The organism is Paracoccus jiaweipingae (assembly GCF_044335505.1).
In the GTDB taxonomy this organism is placed as follows: domain Bacteria; phylum Pseudomonadota; class Alphaproteobacteria; order Rhodobacterales; family Rhodobacteraceae; genus Paracoccus.
Map to the genome: position 1 here is coordinate 401080 of NZ_JBISBS010000003.1, position 17531 is coordinate 418610.

At 66.9% G+C, this 17531-nt stretch carries 19 protein-coding genes; 9 read left to right on the plus strand and 10 right to left on the minus strand.

What is annotated here, in order from left to right; all coding sequences use genetic code 11:
• Nucleotides 1-12: 12 nt before the first annotated feature.
• The 3 genes from ACFXP9_RS08135 to serS all read left to right on the plus strand — a co-directional run bounded on the left by ACFXP9_RS08135 (nt 13) and on the right by serS (nt 2391).
• Complete coding sequence (locus ACFXP9_RS08135) at nt 13-477, plus strand: thioredoxin domain-containing protein (protein WP_397206699.1); 465 nt, start codon at nt 13-15, stop codon at nt 475-477.
• Between the two features lie 13 nt (nt 478-490).
• The gene (locus tag ACFXP9_RS08140) at nt 491-844 is read left to right on the plus strand and encodes an ArsR/SmtB family transcription factor (protein WP_397206697.1); all 354 of its coding nucleotides are present in this window, start codon (nt 491-493) and stop codon (nt 842-844) included.
• Nucleotides 845-1092: 248 nt separating this feature from the next.
• Nucleotides 1093-2391 (plus strand): serine--tRNA ligase, encoded by a 1299-nt coding sequence (gene serS / locus ACFXP9_RS08145; protein WP_397206695.1) that lies wholly within the window; start codon nt 1093-1095, stop codon nt 2389-2391.
• A gap of 47 nt (nt 2392-2438) precedes the next feature.
• Here the strand turns inward: serS and ACFXP9_RS08150 are convergent, their stop codons facing one another.
• Nucleotides 2439-3452 (minus strand): DUF2125 domain-containing protein, encoded by a 1014-nt coding sequence (locus ACFXP9_RS08150; RefSeq protein WP_397206693.1) that lies wholly within the window; start codon nt 3450-3452, stop codon nt 2439-2441.
• 79 nt (nt 3453-3531) lie between these two features.
• Between ACFXP9_RS08150 and ACFXP9_RS08155 the strand changes: the two genes are divergently transcribed.
• The 4 genes from ACFXP9_RS08155 (at nt 3532) to ACFXP9_RS08170 (ending at nt 7568) form a co-directional block, all read left to right on the plus strand.
• Nucleotides 3532-4071, plus strand: a complete 540-nt coding sequence (locus tag ACFXP9_RS08155; protein WP_397206691.1) for a gamma-glutamylcyclotransferase — start codon at nt 3532-3534, stop codon at nt 4069-4071.
• 81 nt (nt 4072-4152) lie between these two features.
• Entirely contained in the window at nt 4153-5718 is a 1566-nt protein-coding gene (locus ACFXP9_RS08160) for a hypothetical protein (RefSeq protein ID WP_397206689.1), read from the plus strand.
• Entirely contained in the window at nt 5708-7099 is a 1392-nt protein-coding gene (locus tag ACFXP9_RS08165) for a peptidoglycan -binding protein (RefSeq protein ID WP_397206687.1), read from the plus strand. The genes ACFXP9_RS08160 and ACFXP9_RS08165 overlap by 11 nt, the downstream gene beginning before the upstream one ends.
• Before the next feature lie 46 nt (nt 7100-7145).
• Nucleotides 7146-7568, plus strand: coding sequence for a DUF1489 family protein (locus ACFXP9_RS08170; protein WP_397206685.1), 423 nt, complete (start codon nt 7146-7148; stop codon nt 7566-7568).
• Between the two features lie 155 nt (nt 7569-7723).
• Here the strand turns inward: ACFXP9_RS08170 and parA are convergent, their stop codons facing one another.
• Together parA and ACFXP9_RS08180 are read right to left on the minus strand one after the other, a co-directional pair.
• The gene (gene parA / locus ACFXP9_RS08175) at nt 7724-8353 is read right to left on the minus strand and encodes a ParA family partition ATPase (protein ID WP_397206683.1); all 630 of its coding nucleotides are present in this window, start codon (nt 8351-8353) and stop codon (nt 7724-7726) included.
• A gap of 78 nt (nt 8354-8431) precedes the next feature.
• Nucleotides 8432-8770: an antibiotic biosynthesis monooxygenase family protein gene (locus tag ACFXP9_RS08180; protein ID WP_397206681.1), complete on the minus strand. Its 339-nt coding sequence runs from the start codon at nt 8768-8770 to the stop codon at nt 8432-8434.
• 120 nt (nt 8771-8890) lie between these two features.
• On the opposite strand from ACFXP9_RS08180, the gene ACFXP9_RS08185 reads away from it, so the two are divergent.
• The gene (locus tag ACFXP9_RS08185) at nt 8891-9940 is read left to right on the plus strand and encodes a dipeptidase (protein WP_397206679.1); all 1050 of its coding nucleotides are present in this window, start codon (nt 8891-8893) and stop codon (nt 9938-9940) included.
• A gap of 104 nt (nt 9941-10044) precedes the next feature.
• On the opposite strand, the gene ACFXP9_RS08190 is transcribed toward ACFXP9_RS08185, so the two are convergent.
• The 4 genes from ACFXP9_RS08190 to ACFXP9_RS08205 are packed head-to-tail and all read right to left on the minus strand — an operon-like array spanning nt 10045 to nt 12809.
• Nucleotides 10045-10692: a thiamine diphosphokinase gene (locus ACFXP9_RS08190; RefSeq protein WP_397206677.1), complete on the minus strand. Its 648-nt coding sequence runs from the start codon at nt 10690-10692 to the stop codon at nt 10045-10047.
• A complete protein-coding gene (locus ACFXP9_RS08195) occupies nt 10689-10916 on the minus strand; it encodes a DUF2842 domain-containing protein (protein WP_397206675.1) in 228 nt (75 codons plus the stop codon). Before ACFXP9_RS08195 ends, ACFXP9_RS08190 begins: the two co-directional genes overlap by 4 nt.
• On the minus strand, nt 10913-11512 hold the full coding sequence (locus ACFXP9_RS08200; RefSeq protein WP_397206674.1) for an NAD(P)H-dependent oxidoreductase: 600 nt from the start codon (nt 11510-11512) through the stop codon (nt 10913-10915). Before ACFXP9_RS08200 ends, ACFXP9_RS08195 begins: the two co-directional genes overlap by 4 nt.
• Before the next feature lie 4 nt (nt 11513-11516).
• Nucleotides 11517-12809, minus strand: coding sequence for an adenylosuccinate synthase (locus ACFXP9_RS08205; RefSeq protein ID WP_397206672.1), 1293 nt, complete (start codon nt 12807-12809; stop codon nt 11517-11519).
• Nucleotides 12810-13092: 283 nt separating this feature from the next.
• Here ACFXP9_RS08205 and ACFXP9_RS08210 point away from each other — a divergent pair, with 283 nt between their 5' ends.
• Entirely contained in the window at nt 13093-13308 is a 216-nt protein-coding gene (locus tag ACFXP9_RS08210; protein ID WP_397206670.1) for a hypothetical protein, read from the plus strand.
• Nucleotides 13309-13320: 12 nt separating this feature from the next.
• Here ACFXP9_RS08210 and cobO read toward each other — a convergent pair whose 3' ends face one another.
• The 3 genes from cobO to alaS all read right to left on the minus strand — a co-directional run bounded on the left by cobO (nt 13321) and on the right by alaS (nt 17452).
• Nucleotides 13321-13929, minus strand: coding sequence for a cob(I)yrinic acid a,c-diamide adenosyltransferase (cobO, locus tag ACFXP9_RS08215; protein WP_397206668.1), 609 nt, complete (start codon nt 13927-13929; stop codon nt 13321-13323).
• Nucleotides 13926-14720, minus strand: a complete 795-nt coding sequence (locus ACFXP9_RS08220; protein WP_397206666.1) for a class II glutamine amidotransferase — start codon at nt 14718-14720, stop codon at nt 13926-13928. The genes cobO and ACFXP9_RS08220 overlap by 4 nt, the downstream gene beginning before the upstream one ends.
• Before the next feature lie 80 nt (nt 14721-14800).
• A complete protein-coding gene (alaS, locus tag ACFXP9_RS08225) occupies nt 14801-17452 on the minus strand; it encodes an alanine--tRNA ligase (RefSeq protein ID WP_397206664.1) in 2652 nt (883 codons plus the stop codon).
• Nucleotides 17453-17531: the final 79 nt, after the last annotated feature.

A 17531-nucleotide genomic window follows, 5' to 3' on the forward strand; every position in this document is an offset into this window, starting at 1 on the left:
TCCCCCGCCTTCATGCCGCCGCGCTGGCTTTTCACCCCCTGTTTGTGCTGTCTGGCCGCCATCGGTGCGACCGGATGGGCAGGCACACAGGCCACGGCACAGGCGATTGCGGCCACAGCACCGGGGCGTCAGCCATCGACTGCGCTGCCCGGTGCAGGCCCGGTGGCGCGTCGCGGGCTGACCCTGCTGATGGTCGACCTGCCCGGCTGTCCGCATTGCCAGCGCTGGAAGACCCAGATCGGACACAGCTATCATCACCGCGCATCCGCGCGCCGGGCGCCGCTGTCGGTCGTGGCGTTTGACGGGCCGTGGCCCGACGGGCTGGTGCTGGCCGCCCGCCCCGTCGTGACCCCGACCTTCATCCTGCTGCGCGACCGTCAGGAAGTCGGCCGGATCGAGGGCTATGCCGGGCCGGACAGCTTTTACCGCCGGCTGGACGCGCTGCTGGACAGCGCGGGATCGCGCGCCAACCCATGAAAGAACCCAACCCATGATTCACAACCCCACATCGGCCTTTCCCGACCCGGACCTGCCGCTGGCCGAGGCGGGCGACATGACCGAAATGACCCGCCGCGCCGGCGAGGCCGCGGGCTTTCTGAAGGCGCTGGCGCATGAGGGCCGGATGATGATCCTGTGCCATCTGTCCAAGGGCGAGCGCAGCGTGACCGAGCTGGAGCAGCTTTTGGGCCAGCGTCAGGCCGCCGTCAGCCAGCAACTGGCGCGGCTGCGCGCCGAAGGCCTGGTCAGTTGCCGCCGCAATGGCAAGGAACGGCTGTATCGCGTGGCCGATCCGCGCGCCGCGCAGGTGGTGGCCATGATGGTCGAGATGTTCTGTCCCGGCTGACCCCTGCGCGCGCGGGCGGGCCGTCGCGTCGCGGGCCTTACAGCCCGGCCATCCTCCCAGCCCCGGCATCAGGTCTGAGCGCCCTTCGGGGGCGCCGCCCCCATGGCCTGACGGCCATTCCCCCGGGGTATTTGCACAACGCAGAAGACCTGCCGCCCCCACCCTGTCCGATCCCGGTCCGATCCCGGCCTTTCCAGAGGCCGTCGCATCGGTTATGGCAAAAGCGAATTTCGAGATGAGGCCAAGCCATGCACGATATCCGCGCCATTCGTGAAAACCCCCAGGGATTTGACGCCGCCCTTGCGCGGCGCGGGGCCGATCCGGTCTCGGCGCAGGTGCTGGCGCTGGATGCGCAGCGGCGCGCGCGTATCAATGAAGCTGAGGACGCAAAGGCCGAACAGAACCGCGCCAGCAAAGAGGTCGGCGCCGCCAAGGCGCGCGGTGACGACGCCGCCTTTGCGGATCTGCGTGCGCTGGTGGCCGATAAGAAGGCCGCCGTGGCCGCGATGCAGGCCGAGGCGGGCGATCTGGACCGGCAGCTGACCGATCTGCTGATGACCATTCCCAACCTGCCGCTGGACAGCGTGCCCGATGGCGCGGACGAAACTGACAATGTCGAGATCCGCCGCTGGGGCAGCCCCGCGCAACTGGATTTCCCCGCGCGCGAGCATTTCGAGATCGCAGGCGTCAGGCCCGGCATGGATTTCGAAACCGCCGCCAAATTGTCGGGCAGCCGCTTTGTGCTGTTGCGCGGTGCGGTGGCGCGCATTCACCGCGCGCTGGCACAGTTCATGCTGGACCTGCATGTCGACCGCCACGGCCTGACCGAAACCTGGACCCCGGTTCTGGTGCTGGAAGAGATGATGCTTGGCACCGGGCAATTGCCGAAATTCGGGGAAGACAGCTATCAGACCCGCGAGGGGTGGTGGCTGATCCCCACCGCCGAGGTGACGCTGACCAACACCGTCAACGGCGCGGTTCTGGATGCAGCTGATCTGCCGCGCCGGATGGTGGCGCACAGCCAGTGTTTCCGGTCCGAGGCGGGCAGCGCCGGGCGCGACACGTCCGGGATGCTGCGCCAGCACCAGTTCGAGAAGGTCGAGATGGTCAGCATCACCGATGCCGAAAACGGTCTGGCCGAACATCAGCGCATGACCGATTGCGCGCAGGCCGTGCTGGAGGCGCTTGACCTGCCCTATCGCACCGTTGCGCTGTGCACCGGCGATATGGGCTTTGGCGCGCAGATCACCCATGACATCGAGGTCTGGCTGCCCGGCCAGAACACCTATCGCGAGATTTCCAGCGTCAGCTATTGCGGCGATTTTCAGGCCCGGCGGATGAACGCCCGCTATCGCCCCGAGGCGCAGGGCAAGCCGGTTTTCGTCCACACGCTGAACGGCTCGGGTCTGGCGGTGGGGCGCACGCTGATCGCGGTGCTGGAAAACGGCCAGCAGGCCGATGGCTCGGTGCGCCTGCCGGATGCGCTGGCGCCCTATCTGGGGGGACGGACGCTGTTAAGTGCGCAGGGCGAACTGACCACCGGCTGATCGCGCGGGGGTCTGTGTCAGGGCTGTCGGTGACCGGGTCCGCGCCCTCAGCGCAGGCGGGGCGCCGGCCCCAGCGGCAGTGGTCCCAGCCGCGCCTGACCATCGGCAAAGGTCAGCGGCAGGCGGATTTCACCGTCCTGCGCGGGCGGGAACGGGTCGCCCTTGACCGGCCCGGCGCTGCCAATGCCGGTCAGTGCCGCCCCCGCCAACAGGCCGGCGCGTTGCCCAACCCACCCCGCCGCGACCAGCCGCGCGATCAGCGCCCGCGCATCGCGGGTATAGATCATCGCCTGGCCAGCCGCGAAGCCCGCCGCATCGGCCTGAACCCGGCCACGGATCACGGCCGACAAATCGTCCAGCGTCACCGACAGCCCATCGCGGCTTTCAAACCCGACCAGTCCGGGCCGGGTTGCGGTGCCGGTCAGCATCCCGCGCCCCGGTGCGGCATCCAGCCAGACCATCACCGGGCCTGACAGGCCAAGGTTTTCGCCCGGCAGCCCCGGCCCGCCGGTGCCTGTCAGGCTGGACAGTGCCAGCCGCTGAACCGACAGCCGCAGCGCATAGCTGGCCCGCGCAGCGCGTGGCGCATCGCCCCCCAGCCCGACCAGCCGCGCCGACACATCGCCCTTGCCGATGACAGGACGGCCCGCAACCGCCACATTATCCAGCGTCAGACGTGCCCGGCCAAGCGCCATCCCATGCAAGGGCGAGAAATAGGCCCCGGCCTGCCCCTGTGTCAGGCTGACCGGCAGCATGGCCCCCGCAGGCCCGGCGCGAAATTCCGGTGGCAGCGCGGCATTGATACTGCCCACCCACCACGGCGTGGCCCAGACATCCAGTTCCGGCATATCGACCTGCACCCCGTCACCTGCCAGCGCCAGAGCTTCCAGCCGCAGGCCAAAGCGCGACAGCTGGCGCAGGGGGCTGACAGCGGCGACCCGCATCTGCGGCTGGTTTGCCAGTTCACGCTGCACCCGCCCCGCCAGCCAGCCCTCGGCCAGATACCAGCCCGCGGCGATCAGCGCCGCCAGAACCGCCAAAACCCACAGCAATTTGCGCATATTCCGCCCTTCCCGGCACGTCACGGGTTTTCCCGCCGCGCATGGTGACGTATCCGACAGCAAAGGGAAAGGGGACAGCATGAGCACGCAACACTGGGTTTTCGCCTATGGATCGCTGATCTGGGACCCCGGCTTTCCGGTGGCGGAACAGGCGCTGGCGCGGCTGGACGGTTATGCGCGCAAATTCTGTCTGCGTTCGGTCGAACATCGCGGCACGCCCGATCAGCCCGGACTGGTGCTGGGGCTGGACCCGGATGCGCGGCACTGGTGCGACGGGCTGGCGCTGCGGGTGGCGCAGGCGGACTGGCCGCAGACGCTGGCCGATCTGCGGGCGCGGGAACTGGTGACCGATGCCTATTCCGAGGCCGAATTGCCGCTGCGCCTGCGCGACGGGCGGCAGGTGCGGGCGATCGCCTATGTGATGCGCACCGATCACTGGCAATATGCCGGCGATCTGGACATGGCCGAACAGGCGCGCATTATCGCCGCGGCGCACGGCGGGCGCGGGCCGAATTGCGATTACCTGTTCAATACCGCCATGCATCTGGCGGAAATCGGCCTGCCCGACCCGGCGCTGGACGATCTGGCGGCGCGGGTGCGCGCGCTGTTGGCGGGCTGACGCGGCCTGCGGCGGATCGGCGCTTGGCAGCGCGGGCCCTGGGGCCTAACATCACGGCAAACCAACCCAAGGGGACAGCCTGTGACCGACCAGACCGACCCGAGCCAAAGCAACCCAGACCAGACCACCCCCGGCAAAACCGCCCCCGGCGCAGCCACCCCGGGCCAGGCCGCATCAGACCCGCCCGATCAGGCCAGCCCGCCCGACAACGCCCGTGGCGCCGCCGCTGACAGCACCGCACCGCGCCGCCTGTCGGCCAGCCGCGACGGCACACCGCGCGCGCGGCTGGATCATCCGCATTTTTCCCAGCCGGTGCGCCAGATCCTTCTGATGCTGGTGGTTCTGGCGCTGGTGGGCACCGGGGCTGTGCTGGCCTATGGCCGGATCTGGCCGATCTTTGCCGCGAATATGTGGCTGAACGGCGCCATTCTGGCGGTGTTCGCGCTGGGGGTGCTGACCTGTTTCTGGCAGGTGGCACAGCTTGTGACCTCGGTCAGCTGGATCGAGCGTTTCGCCGCCCGCCGCAAGGCCGCGCTGTCCAACGGCATCGCACCGCGCAGCGATGATGACCCCGACACCGCGCCCCGGCTGCTGGCACCGCTGGCGGCGCTGCTGGGGCGGCGGGGGCCGCTGTCGGGGGTGATCTCGACCGGGTCGGCGCGCTCGATCCTCGATTCGGTCGAAACCCGCATCGACGAGGCCCGTGATATCACCCGCTATGTCGCCAACCTGTTGATTTTCCTTGGCCTGCTTGGCACGTTTTACGGGCTGGCCACCACCGTCCCTGCCGTGGTCGAAACCATCCGCGCCCTTGCCCCGGCCGAGGGCGAAACCGGGATCGAGGTCTTTGACAAGCTGATGACCGGTCTAGAGGCACAGCTTGGCGGCATGGGCACGGCGTTCTCGTCCTCGCTTCTGGGGCTGGCGGGGTCGCTGATCGTGGGCCTGCTGGAACTGTTCGTGACCCACGGCCAGAACCGCTTTTTCCGCGAGCTTGAGGAATGGATGTCGGGCTTTACCCGCATCAGCCTTGCCGGGCCGGATGGCGAGGGTGTGGACCACAACGCCATTGCCGCCTTTCTGGACCAGCTGGCGGAACAGACCCAGAATTTGCAGCTGTTCTACGCCGAACGCGACGACCTGCGCGAGCAAGAGGCCATCGCCGCCGATGAACGCGCCCTTGTCGTGGCACGCGGCGTCACCGGTCTGACCCGGATGCTTGAACAGCAGGCCGCGGTGCAGGCCGGTCAGCATCAGGCGCTGACTGACGCGCTGGCGCAACTGGTCGCGGGCCAGAACCGGCTGGTTGATCGGGCCGCGCAACCGGCGCCGGAACGGGCACAGTTGCAGGCCATTCACGACCGTCTGGCGCGGCTGGTGGAACAGGGCGACCACCCGCCCGCCGACGCGCAGACCCGCGCGCAACTGCTGGCCATCGGGGAACGGGTCACGCAGCTTGTCGAACTGGCCGGTCGCCCGCCCGAGGATGCGCAGGCCCGGATGCATCTGCGGTCCATCGACGACCAGATCGGCCGGATGCTGGAAGAAAACGCCAGCGCCCGTGCCGATATGATGGCCGAATTGCGGTCCGATCTGGCGATCCTGCAACAGGATATCCGCGCTTTGGGGGGCGATCATGGCGCTTGACCGGCGCGGCGCAAACCGGCTTTCAGCCGCGGTCTGGCCGGGCTTTGTCGATGCGATGACCGCGCTGCTGATGGTGCTGATGTTCGTGCTGACCATTTTCATGGTGGTGCAATCGGTGCTGCGCGACCGCATCGACGCGCAGCAGGACCAGCTTGGGGCGCTGGGGCGCGAAATCGCGGATCTGTCCGATACGCTGTCCGGGTCGCAACGGCGCGCCGATGATCTGGCCGGGCGGCTGGCCGACCAGACCGCCGCCACCCTTGCGGCGCAGACCGCGCTGGCGCAGGCCCGGTCCGAGATCGACGCCCAGGCCGAGGCCGCCCGTCTGGCCGCCGCCAAACGCGAGGCGCTGGAGGCCCTGACCGCCGATCTGCGCCGCAAGGGCGCGCAGACGCAGGCCGCGCTGGATGATGAGCAGGCCGCCCGCGCCGCCGAGGCCGCCGCCGCGCAGGCGCTGCAAGACAAACTGGCCGACAGTCAGGCCGAACTGTCCGCGGCCACGCTGGCGCTGAACGAACAGCGCAAACAGGCCGAGGAAACGCTGACCCTGCTGGCCGCCGCCAAAACCGCCCGCGACGCGGCGCAGGCCGATCTGGCCGCCCAACTGACCGAGTCTGACAAACAGGTCGCCCTGCTGGCGCTGGCGCGTGACAGGCTGAATGCGCAGGAAAGCCAGACCGTCACCCAACAGCGCCGGGTGGCGGCGCTGAACGAACAGGTGGCCGATCTGCGCGCACAGCTTGGTGACCTGAAAGCGGCGCTGGACATCAGCGACAGCGCGCAGGCCGAGGCCGATACGCAGATCGAAAATCTGGGTCAGCGCCTGAACGCCGCCTTGCTGCGGGCCACGCAGGCCGAACAGAAACGCGCCGCACTCGAGGCCGAGGCCCGCCAGAAAGCCGAGGCCGAGGCCAGGGATCTGGCGCGCTATCGGTCCGAATTCTTTGGCCGCCTGTCCCAGATCCTTGCCGGACGCGAGGGGGTCAGGGTGGTGGGCGACCGCTTTGTATTCTCGTCCGAGGTGCTGTTCGGCCTTGGCGAGGCCACGCTGTCGGATGCCGGCAAGGCGCAGATCCGCAATGTCACGCAGATGCTGGACACCATCGCTGCCGACATCCCGCCCGAGATCGACTGGATCATCCGCATCGACGGCCATACCGACAATGTGCCGCTGTCGGGTCAGGGGCGGTATCGCGACAACTGGGAATTGTCGCAGGCCCGCGCGCTGGCGGTGCTGCGTTACATGGTCGACGATCTGGGCTTTCCGGCGCGACGGGTGACGGCGGCGGGTTTTGCCGATACGCGCCCGGTCTCGACCGCGGATACGGCGCAGGGCCGCGCGCAGAACCGCCGGATCGAGCTGAAACTGACCGAACGCTAGGGGCCGGGCCTTGTCGCCCCCGCCCGGCAGCCATATCTTGCCGGGCATGAGCGGTGCTTTGAATCTGATCAAACTTTGCGTGGGCGAAAGCTCGCCCGCCGAACTGGCGCGCTGGCAGCAGCAGCGCTTTGGCAATGCCCCGGCACAGCATGTCACCCGCATGTGGCCCAAGCGCGAGGCCGAGCTGCTGGACGGCGGCAGCCTGTATTGGGTGTTCAAAGGGGTGATGCTGGCCCGGCAACGCCTGATCGGGCTGGAGGAACGCATCGGCAGCGATGGCATCCGCCGCTGCGCGCTGATGCTGGACCGCCAGATCGTGCCGGTCGCCGCCACCCCGCGCCGCGCCTTTCAGGGCTGGCGTTATCTGGACGCGCGCGACGCACCGCCCGACCTGCCCGAGGGGCGCGAACAGGACGACACCCTGCCCCCCGCACTGGCCCGCGAACTGGCCGATTTCGGCCTGCGGTGACACCCGCCCCCGCGCGAAGGCCCGTCCGTCAGGCCCCCCGCCAGCCTTCTGTGCGGCAGACCCTCGCTGACGCCGGTCTCAGGCCGCCGGGGCTGACGCAGGCCGCGCCTGTGTTACGCGCCGTGGGGCACCGGGGCCACGCGCCGTGGGGCCGGTCACAGCCGGGCCAGAACCTCGTCCAGAAGGGCGGCGATTTCGTCCTGCGCGGGCTTGTTGCGCGACTCGGCCACGCCCTGCCCCAGCCCCAGCGTCTCGGCATAGGTGACGCGGTTGGCCAGCCGCGTCTGCGCCAGATCGGCATCCAGACCGGCGGCCTGCGCGGCGACATCCTCGGCCAGACGGGTATTGGGGCGGATGCGGTTCAGCACCAGCAGGGTGGGCCGCCTTTCGCGATGCGACAGGTCCAGAACCCCCTCGGTCGCCCACAGGTCGACCTGACTGCCCGCCACCGGCACCAGCACCAGATCGGCCACCCGCAGCGCCGGGCGCAGATCGCTGTCAATCTTGGGCGGGGTGTCGATAATGACGAAATCGAACCGCTTTTTCAGCTTGTCCGATTCATAAGACGCCCCCCATGCAGAGGAGGTCGAAAACTCGATCCCCTCATCCGCGCCGCGGGTTTCCAGCCGTTCGATGAACCAGCGGCCAAGGCTGCCCTGCGGGTCGGTATCGACCAGCGCCACGGTAAAGCCGCGCCCGCGCAGGGCCACGGCCAGATTGACCGCCAGCGTGGTCTTGCCCGACCCGCCCTTTTGCTGTGCCACGGTGATGATCTGTCCGGCCATGCGCACCCCCTCTGCCTGCTGCATCGCAGCATATCCAGGGCGCCCGCGCAAGGCTTATCGGGCAACAGGGGCTGCGGCCTAATGCATCTGCCCGCCGCTGTCATGGACCGAGGCGACCTCGTACATCACCGGCTCGAAGCTTTTGCACATGGCGTGGATGGCGCGGTTACGCTCGCGCATCTCGGGGGTGCGCAGCATGGCCTGATAATCGCCGCGCGCCCGCCACTGGGAATAGGTGGCAATGCGGGTCTGCGCGTCATTGACATGGATGGCACCGGCGACATAGCCGGGCTGGCGGCTGATCACCTGACGATAGGCATCCTGCAAGGCGTCCAGCACATCCTGAACCGTGCCGGGGGTGACCTCGAAGGTGCAGATGACGGTCTGGCCGTCGAAACCGGGGCGGATATCGGGCATCTTGTCCTCGCGTGCTGTGGCTGGCTTTGCCCCAGCTTGCCATGTTTTGCGCGCGGTGCAAGTGCTTGCCCCGGCGGGCCTGCGGGTCCAGACTGACCCCGGAATGACAAGGGGGCAGGCATGATTCCGGTATTCGACGGCCATAATGATTTCCTGCAACGCATGGTCGCCGCCGGGCCGGACCGTGACCGGCTGTGGCTGACGGGCGATGGCACCGGCAATCTGGACCTGCCGCGGATGCGTCAGGGCGGCTTTGCCGGCGGGTTCTTCGCGATCTGGACGCCGATGGCGGAAAACGACATTCCCGGCGGATACAAGGCCGCCATGGCCGCCCCGCCCTATGCCGTGCCGCTGCCGCGCGAGGTTCCGCTGGCCGAGGCCCTGCCGCAGGGCTTCGAACAGGCCGCTCAGCTGATGGCGATGGAACGGGCGGGCGGATTGCGCATCTGCCGCAGCGCCGGGGACATTCGCGCCGCGATGCAGGCCGGACAGATCGCCGCCATCATGCATATGGAGGGGGCCGAGCCGATCCGCGATATCGACGCCCTGCATGTCTGGCACGCGATGGGCCTGCGATCCCTGGGGCCGGTCTGGTCGCGCAGCACGGTCTGGGGGCATGGGGTGCCCTTCGCCTTCCCGGCCTCGCCCGATACCGGCGACGGGCTGACGGCGATGGGCAAGGATCTGGTGCGCGCCTGCAACCGCTTGCGTATCATGCTGGACCTGTCGCATCTGAACGAAAAGGGCTTTGACGATATTGCCCGCCTGTCCGATGCGCCGCTGGTGGCCAGCCATTCCAATGCCCATGCCCTCTGCCCCAGCTCGCGCAACCTGACCGACCGGCAACTGGACATTATCCGCGACAGCGGCGGACTGGTCGGGCTGAACTTTGCAGTGAATTTCCTTGTCGCGGATGGCAGCCGCCACCCGTTCAGCGGCTTCGGGCCAATGCTGCGGCAGCTGGATTACCTGCTGGAAAAGCTGGGGCCGGATGGCGTGGCGCTGGGGTCCGATTATGACGGCGCGACCATGCCCGCCGATCTGGCCAGCGTCGCCAACCTGCAAGCGCTGATCGCCGCCATGCAGGCACATGGCTATGATCAGGCGCTGCTGCGCAAGATCGCGCATGAAAACTGGGTCAGCCTGCTGGAACGGACCTGGGGGGCCTGATCGCCGCACCCGGCTGAAACGCCGCCGGGTATTTGGACAACGAAGAAGCACGGCGGTTTCTTCGTTGCCGAAATACCCCCGCCGGAGGCCCGGCCCACCCGCCCTCAGCTGCGGATGGCGGCAAGGGTCAGTGACAGGCAGTCACGCGGCAGCATCACCAGCATCGGCCCGTCCAAGGCCAGTTCGACCCCCCCGGTTGCCTGATTCGAGGTGCCGACCCGTCCCGCAGGGGAAAACTCGATCTTGTCGATCGGCCAGCGCAAACCGCGCGATGTGCCGCGCACCGGACCCATCGGGAACAGCGACACGCGGGTGCCCGGTGCAAGCGGCAGTTCCAGCCGGGCGGGGGCCAGAAAGCATATCTCTTGCGGCATCAGCATGACGCAGGGCGGGCCGATGCGCCGCGCCATGACCGACAGAGCCGCCAGCATGTGGTCCATCCTGCCATCGGCGAAACCGGCGGCCATGACAAAGGGGGCCTGAATGCGCGACAGGGCCTTTTCGAAATCGGTGCTGTCCTGTTCCGGGATGTGGTGGATCGCGGCAACCTGCGAACGTCCGCGTTCCGAAAGGGAATCCAGATCCCCAATCACGGCGCGGGGCATATGACCCAGTTCCAGCGCCCGGTCTGCCCCGCCATCCGCCGCAACCAGCACCGGCGCATGGTCCAGAGCCAGCGTCAGATCATCGGCCGCGACCGGCGCGCCCCCCAAAAGGGTGACGCCCTGACGCGACCGGATCAGCGGGGTCATGCGTCCGCCCCGTCCTCGCCCCGGCCGATGCCGCGAAACACGCGGCGAAACGGGATCGCCCACAAAAACCCAAGCCCGATATAGACCAGCAGCTCAGCCCAGATCGGCAGGCGTCCAAAGCTGCGCTCCAGCCAGTTCATCAGCGTCACCGCGACCACGATATAAAGCGGCATCCCGATCAGCAGGATCACCAGCGACCAGCGTTTGCGGCTTTTCAACGTCATGCTTTTCTTCCCTGTCCCAGGCCAGCGCTGCTTTGCGCCAGCCGTTGCACCTGCCGCTGCCACCCCGCCATGCGTTTGGCCGCGCCGCCACGCCGCACCGGCCCGAAATAGCGGGTGCGTAAAGGCGCGACGCCGCAAAAGCCCCAGACCTGATGCCGCATCCGCCGGCCAAACGGGTTGCCAAAACGCAGGCGCAGCCAGAATTCCGGCGTGTCCAGCGTCACCAGCAGATCGGCCGAGCGCCCCTTCAGCAGCCCGTCCCAGAACGGATCGGAGTCGTGATACCGAAAGGTGGTGCCGGGCAGAAACACCCGGTCATAAAACCCCTTGACCAGCGCTGGTTCCGCCCCCCACCACAGCGGGTGGGCCAGAACGATGTGATCGGCGGCCAGCAGCTGTTGCGTGGCCGCCGAAAGGTCGGGTTCCAGCGGTTGCGCGGCGCGATAGCCCCTGTGCAGCACGGGGTCAAAGCGCAGGTCGCGCAGCGCCAGACGCGTTACCCCGGTGCCCGCGGGCAGCGCCGCAGCATAGGCATCCAGCAAATGTGCCGACAGCCGGTCGTCATCAGGATGGCCGTCAATCAGCAGCACCTGCATCGGATCAGTCAGCGAAGGGGTCGGTGACAAGGATGGTGTCGTCACGTTCGGGGCTGGTGGACAACAGCGCCACCGGGCACTGGATCAGCTCTTCGATGCGGCGGACATATTTGATCGCCGCCGCTGGCAGATCGGCCCAGGACCGCGCCCCTTGCGTCGAGTCCTGCCAGCCCTCCATCTCTTCGTAGATGGGGGTGACCCGCGCCTGCAACGCCGCCGCCGTGGGCAGATAGTCATAGCGGGTGCCGTCGATTTCATAACCCACGCAGATGCGGATGGTGTCGAACCCGTCCATCACGTCCAGCTTGGTCAGCGCAATACCATTCACCCCCGAGATCGCGCAGGTCTGGCGCACCAGCACCGCGTCGAACCAGCCACAGCGGCGCTTGCGCCCGGTCACAGTGCCGAATTCATGGCCGCGTTCGCCAAGGCGCTGGCCATCGGCATCTTGCAATTCGGTCGGGAACGGGCCTTCGCCAACGCGGGTGGTATAGGCTTTCACGATCCCCAGAACAAAGTCGATCGAGGACGGCCCCATGCCGGTGCCGGTCGCCGCCATACCCGACATGGTGGTCGAGCTGGTGACATAGGGATAGGTGCCGAAATCAATGTCCAGCAGGCTGCCCTGTGCGCCTTCGAACAGGATGCGCTTGCCCGATTTGCGGGCATCGTTCATCAGCTTCCAGACAGGCTGTGCATAGGCCAGCAGCTTGGGCGCGATGTCCTGCAATCTGGCTTTCAGCGCGGCGCGGTCAATGGCGCTGGCCCCCAGCCCCTGACGCAGCGCGTCGTGATGGGCCAGCAGGCGGTCCAGACGCGCCTCAAGCGTTTCGTCATCGGCCAGATCCGCGACGCGGATGCTGCGGCGGCCGACCTTGTCCTCATAGGCAGGGCCGATGCCGCGCCCGGTGGTGCCGATCTTGGCATTGCCCGCCGCGTTTTCGCGCAGCTGGTCCAGATCCTGATGCAGCGGCAGGATCAGCGGGGTGTTTTCCGCGATCATCAGGTTGCTGGTGTCAATCTGAACCCCCTGCGCGGCCAGCTTGTCGATTTCGGCAAACAGCGCCCACGGGTCCAGAACCACGCCATTGCCGATCACGGCGACCTTGCCGGGCCGCACGATCCCCGAGGGCAGCAGCGACAGCTTGTAAACGGTTTCGCCAATGACCAGCGTGTGGCCGGCATTATGGCCGCCCTGAAAGCGCGCGATCACGTCGGCGCGTTCAGACAGCCAGTCAACGATCTTGCCCTTGCCCTCGTCACCCCATTGGGCGCCGACCACCACAACATTGGCCATAAGTCACTTCCCTTTCCGGTTGCCGCCGACCTCTATACAAGGCTGCGCGCGTCGGGGAAAGCGGCTTTCGGAGACGATGCCGGCGCGTGCACTGCCCGGCCCCAGCGCGGGCCTTGCCCGACACCCAGCGCGTGCATTGCACGACTCCGGTGCGGGCCTTGCCCGACTCCGGTGCGCGCATTGCACGACGCGCATTGCTGCAATGCAGCATCAGCAATGGCCATATTGGTCAGCAACGCTTACCTTACAAGGTAAGAAATGCTGACTTTATAAGGAGCCTCCCATGGCCATGTTCACCACCACGCTGGCACATACCACCCTGCCCCGTCCGGCGCTTATGGCGCGGCTGTCGCGCTGGTATGCGGGTTTTCTGTATCGCGCTTCGCGTCAGGACCGAATCGACGCGCTGGCGGCGCTGAGCGATGCCGAACTGGCACAAATGGGCATCCGCCGCGACAGCATCGCCCAATATGTCTGGCGCGACCGGATGCTGGCCTGAGGGCGGCGGCCTTCAGAATTCGATGCCGGGCTGTGCCTTGATGCCAGCCCGGAAAGGGTGCTTGACGGCGGCGATCTCGCTGACCAGATCGGCGGCCTCGATCACCTCGGGCCGGGCATTGCGACCGGTCAGAATGACATGGGTCATTGGCGGTTTGTGGTTGCGCAGGAAATCGACCACCTCGGCGGTGTCGAGATAGTCATAGCGCAGCGCGATATTGATCTCGTCCAGCAGCACCAGCCGGATTGTCGGGTCAAGGATCAGCGCCTTGGCCTTGTCCCAGGCCCGGCGGGCGGCGGCGATGTCGCGGTCGCGGTCCTGGGTTTCCCAGGTAAACCCCTCGCCCATCACATAAATCTGGCACTGATCGGCAAAATGCGTGCGCAGAAGCCGGGCCTCGCCGCTGTCCCACGCGCCCTTGATGAACTGAACCACCGCGCAGGGCATGTCATGGCCGATGGCCCGCATGATCATGCCAAAACCCGACGATGACTTGCCCTTGCCGGGGCCGGTATGGACGATGATCAGCCCCTTTTCGCCGGTTTTGGTTTCCATCATCTTGTCGCGCGCGGCCTTGATGCGGGCTTTTTTTTCGGCATGTCGGGTGGCGTCGTCGGTCATGCGGCCTCCTGCTGCGGGTCGGGGGTAAAAGGGGCAAGCTGCACCGTGTCGCCGTCAAAGGTGCAGAAACTGCCCGCCGGAACCTCGACCCAGTCGGATTCGTCCTGCTCCAGCGGTTCCGAGACCACAGCCCACCCGCGGCGGCTGGCCGACCAGCGGTGATACAGGGTCGGCGCGGCATCGTCGCTGGCGTAACGGACGGCATACAGGCGCCGGCCATCCGAAAACGCCGCAGTCAGGCGCACATAGGGCAGGCTGCCGCGCTGGCGGGCCGCCGCCTCGAACCGTGCCGTGGCCCGTTCCAGCGCCGCGCGCGGGTCATCGTCCAGACCGGCCCCCAGCGCCGCCAGAAACAGCGCCTCGCTGTCGGTGGCGCCGCGCCGAAAGCCGTAATAGTCATCGGGAATCAGCTGTTCGGCATGACGGCGCCAGTCGCCATAGCCGCCGAACTGGCCGTTATGCATAAAGCTCCAGCGGCCAACGACGAAGGGGTGGCAATTGTTGCGGCTGGTCGCGGTCCCGGTTGCCGCCCGCACATGCGCCATAAACAAGCCCGAGCGCACGCTGCTGACCAGACTGGCCAGATTGGCATCCGACCAGGCCGGCATGACATCGCGGTAAAGCCCCGGTTCGGGGCGGTGCGCATACCAGGCCAGACCGAACCCATCCGCATTCACCGGCGTCAGACAGCGCTGTGCCCCCAGCGATTGCCGGACCAGCGAATGCCCCGGCTTGCTGACAATATCTTCCAGAAAGATCGGCGCCCCGATATAGGCGGCCCATCGGCACATTGCCCTGCCCCGTCCCGTTTCTGTCTTGCGGGGCGGGCCGACAGACCTTGGGTCAACGGCCCGCCCCGGTTTCCTTTTGCTCAGCCCGCGATCAGCGCCTCGGCGGCCGTGATCGCGGCATCATACTGCGCCAGCGACGGCGCCCCGCCCTGTGCGCGGTCGGGACGGCCACCACCGCCCTTGCCGCCCAAGGCCGCAACCACTGCCTGCACCAGCGCCACGGCGCTGATGCGGTCGGTCAGATCCGGCGTCACGCCCGCCGCCACCGTCGCCTTGCCATCGCTTTCGGCCAGCGCCAGAACGATGCCACTGTCCAGCCGCGCCTTGAGGTCATCGACCAGCCCGCCAAGTTCCTTGCCCGACAGCCCATCAGCGCGATTGACCACCAGCTTGAGGCCGCCAACTTCGCGCGGGGCGGCATCGCCACCGCCGGCCATCGCCAGCTCGCGGCGCAATTGCGCAACCTCGTTTTGCAGGGCCTTACGCTCATCCGCCAGCGACCGGACCCGCGCCACCACATCTCCTGACTGCGCCTTCAGCAGCGCCGCGATCTGGCCAAGCTCGGCCTCGGCGGCGCGCAGATGCGCCATAGCGGCCGGCCCGGTCAGCGCCTCGATCCGGCGCACCCCGGCGCTGGAGGCCTGATCGCCAAGCAACACGAACGCCCCGATATCACCGGTGCGCGCGACATGGGTGCCGCCGCACAGTTCCAGACTGTAGGTCTGATGATCTGCGCCCTTGTTCGACCCGGCAAGACGCCCCATCGAGACAACCCGAACCTCGTCGCCATATTTTTCCCCAAACAGCGCCTGCGCCCCAAGATCGCGGGCCTCGTCAGGGGTCATCAACCGGGTTTCGACCGGGGTGTTCTGGCGGATAAAGTCATTCACTTCGGCCTCGACCTGCGCCAGTTCGGTGGCGTCCAGCGCCTTGCCATGACTGAAATCGAAACGCAGGCGGCCAGCGTCGTTCAGGCTGCCTTTTTGCGCCACATGCGTCCCCAACGCGCGGCGCAGCGCCTCGTGCAGCAGATGCGTGGCCGAATGGTTCGCGCGGATCGCACCGCGCCGGGCGTGATCGACAGACAGCGTCGCGCCCTGCCCGCGTTCCAGATGGCCGGTGGTGACCTGCGCATGGTGAATGAACAGCGCGCCCTGTTTGCGGGTATCGGTCACCCGCGCGGCGCCGGTTTCTGTTTTGATCAGGCCGGTATCGCCAACCTGCCCGCCGCTTTCGGCATAGAAGGGCGATTGGTTAACGACGATCTGAATCTCCTGCCCCTCGTCAGCGCGGGCGAATTCCTGACCGCCCGCCACCAGCGACAGGATCGCACCTTCGGCCTGTTCGGTGTCGTAGCCCAGAAATTCGGTGGCACCATGTTTATCGGCCAGATCGAACCAGATCGCCGCATCCGCCGTCTCGCCCGAGCCGGCCCAGGCGGCACGCGCCTTGGCCTTCTGCTCGGCCATTGCGGTGTCAAAGCCCGCAACCTCGACCTGACGGCCCTGCTCACGCAGGGCGTCCTGCGTCAGATCCAGCGGAAAACCGTAAGTGTCATACAGTTTGAACGCGGTCTCGCCGGGCAGATTCGCGCCCTCGGGCAGGCGTGACACCTCATCTGACAGCAGCCGCAGACCACGGTCCAGCGTCTGCCGGAAACGGGTTTCCTCGCCACGCAGGGTTTCCTCGATCATCGCCTGCGCGCGCACCAGTTCCGGATAGGCATCGCCCATCTGCCGCACCAGTGCCGGGACCAGACGGTGCATGACCGGGTCCTGCGCCCCCAGCATATGCGCGTGACGCATGGCCCGGCGCATGATGCGGCGCAACACATAACCGCGCCCCTCATTCGAGGGCATCACCCCATCCGCAATCAGGAAGCTGGTCGAACGCAGATGGTCCGCGATCACCCGGTGATGGACCTTGCCATCGCCATCGGGTTCGCTGCTGGTGGCATGGGCGCTGGCCTCAATCAGGCTGCGCATCAGGTCGGTGTCGTAATTGTCATGCTTGCCCTGCAACAGCGCACCGATGCGTTCCAGCCCCATGCCGGTGTCGATCGACGGGTTGGGCAGGCTCTTGCGGCTGCCATCTTCGAACTGCTCGAACTGCATGAAAACCAGGTTCCAGATCTCGATGAAGCGGTCGCCATCCTCATCAGCCGAGCCGGGGGGGCCACCCCAGATATGGTCGCCATGGTCATAAAAAATTTCGGTGCAGGGACCGCAGGGACCGGTCGGGCCCATCTGCCAGAAGTTATCATTGGTCGGGATGCGGATGATCCGGTTATCGGAAAAGCCAGCCACTTTCTTCCAGATCGCGGCAGCTTCGTCATCGGTATGGTAAACCGTGACCAGCAATTTATCCTTCGAGATCCCGAAATCGCGAGTCAGCAACTCCCACGCGAAGGGGATGGCATCCTCTTTGAAATAGTCGCCAAAGCTGAAATTCCCCAGCATTTCAAAGAAAGTATGATGACGCGCGGTATAGCCGACATTGTCCAGATCATTATGTTTGCCGCCAGCACGGACGCATTTCTGCGATGTCGCTGCGCGGTCATAGCTGCCCGATTCCAACCCCGTAAACCGGTTCTTGAACTGCACCATTCCGGCATTGGTGAACATCAGCGTCGGATCGTTGCGCGGCACCAACGGCGAGCTGTCGACGACCTGATGGCCTTTCCCGGCAAAGAAATCGAGGAATGTCGAACGGATATCATTCAATGTGGGCATGTCATTTTCCCTGAAACTGGCGGATCAGGGCATATCGCCGCGCCGCCGCGCCGTAAAGGCGCAACAGCGCGGCGTGTGG

Excerpts from the sequence above, each read along its gene's own strand:
- ACFXP9_RS08135 (WP_397206699.1), top strand. The coding sequence starts at position 13 with ATGCCGCCGCGCTGGCTTTTCACCCCCTGTTTGTGCTGTCTGGCCGCC.
- ACFXP9_RS08140 (WP_397206697.1), top strand. The coding sequence starts at position 491 with ATGATTCACAACCCCACATCGGCCTTTCCCGACCCGGACCTGCCGCTG.
- serS (WP_397206695.1), top strand. The coding sequence starts at position 1,093 with ATGCACGATATCCGCGCCATTCGTGAAAACCCCCAGGGATTTGACGCC.
- ACFXP9_RS08150 (WP_397206693.1), bottom strand. The coding sequence starts at position 3,452 with ATGCGCAAATTGCTGTGGGTTTTGGCGGTTCTGGCGGCGCTGATCGCC.
- ACFXP9_RS08155 (WP_397206691.1), top strand. The coding sequence starts at position 3,532 with ATGAGCACGCAACACTGGGTTTTCGCCTATGGATCGCTGATCTGGGAC.
- ACFXP9_RS08165 (WP_397206687.1), top strand. The coding sequence starts at position 5,708 with ATGGCGCTTGACCGGCGCGGCGCAAACCGGCTTTCAGCCGCGGTCTGG.
- ACFXP9_RS08170 (WP_397206685.1), top strand. The coding sequence starts at position 7,146 with ATGAGCGGTGCTTTGAATCTGATCAAACTTTGCGTGGGCGAAAGCTCG.
- parA (WP_397206683.1), bottom strand. The coding sequence starts at position 8,353 with ATGGCCGGACAGATCATCACCGTGGCACAGCAAAAGGGCGGGTCGGGC.
- ACFXP9_RS08180 (WP_397206681.1), bottom strand. The coding sequence starts at position 8,770 with ATGCCCGATATCCGCCCCGGTTTCGACGGCCAGACCGTCATCTGCACC.
- ACFXP9_RS08185 (WP_397206679.1), top strand. The coding sequence starts at position 8,891 with ATGATTCCGGTATTCGACGGCCATAATGATTTCCTGCAACGCATGGTC.
- ACFXP9_RS08190 (WP_397206677.1), bottom strand. The coding sequence starts at position 10,692 with ATGACCCCGCTGATCCGGTCGCGTCAGGGCGTCACCCTTTTGGGGGGC.
- ACFXP9_RS08195 (WP_397206675.1), bottom strand. The coding sequence starts at position 10,916 with ATGACGTTGAAAAGCCGCAAACGCTGGTCGCTGGTGATCCTGCTGATC.
- ACFXP9_RS08200 (WP_397206674.1), bottom strand. The coding sequence starts at position 11,512 with ATGCAGGTGCTGCTGATTGACGGCCATCCTGATGACGACCGGCTGTCG.
- ACFXP9_RS08205 (WP_397206672.1), bottom strand. The coding sequence starts at position 12,809 with ATGGCCAATGTTGTGGTGGTCGGCGCCCAATGGGGTGACGAGGGCAAG.
- ACFXP9_RS08210 (WP_397206670.1), top strand. The coding sequence starts at position 13,093 with ATGGCCATGTTCACCACCACGCTGGCACATACCACCCTGCCCCGTCCG.
- cobO (WP_397206668.1), bottom strand. The coding sequence starts at position 13,929 with ATGACCGACGACGCCACCCGACATGCCGAAAAAAAAGCCCGCATCAAG.
- ACFXP9_RS08220 (WP_397206666.1), bottom strand. The coding sequence starts at position 14,720 with ATGTGCCGATGGGCCGCCTATATCGGGGCGCCGATCTTTCTGGAAGAT.
- alaS (WP_397206664.1), bottom strand. The coding sequence starts at position 17,452 with ATGCCCACATTGAATGATATCCGTTCGACATTCCTCGATTTCTTTGCC.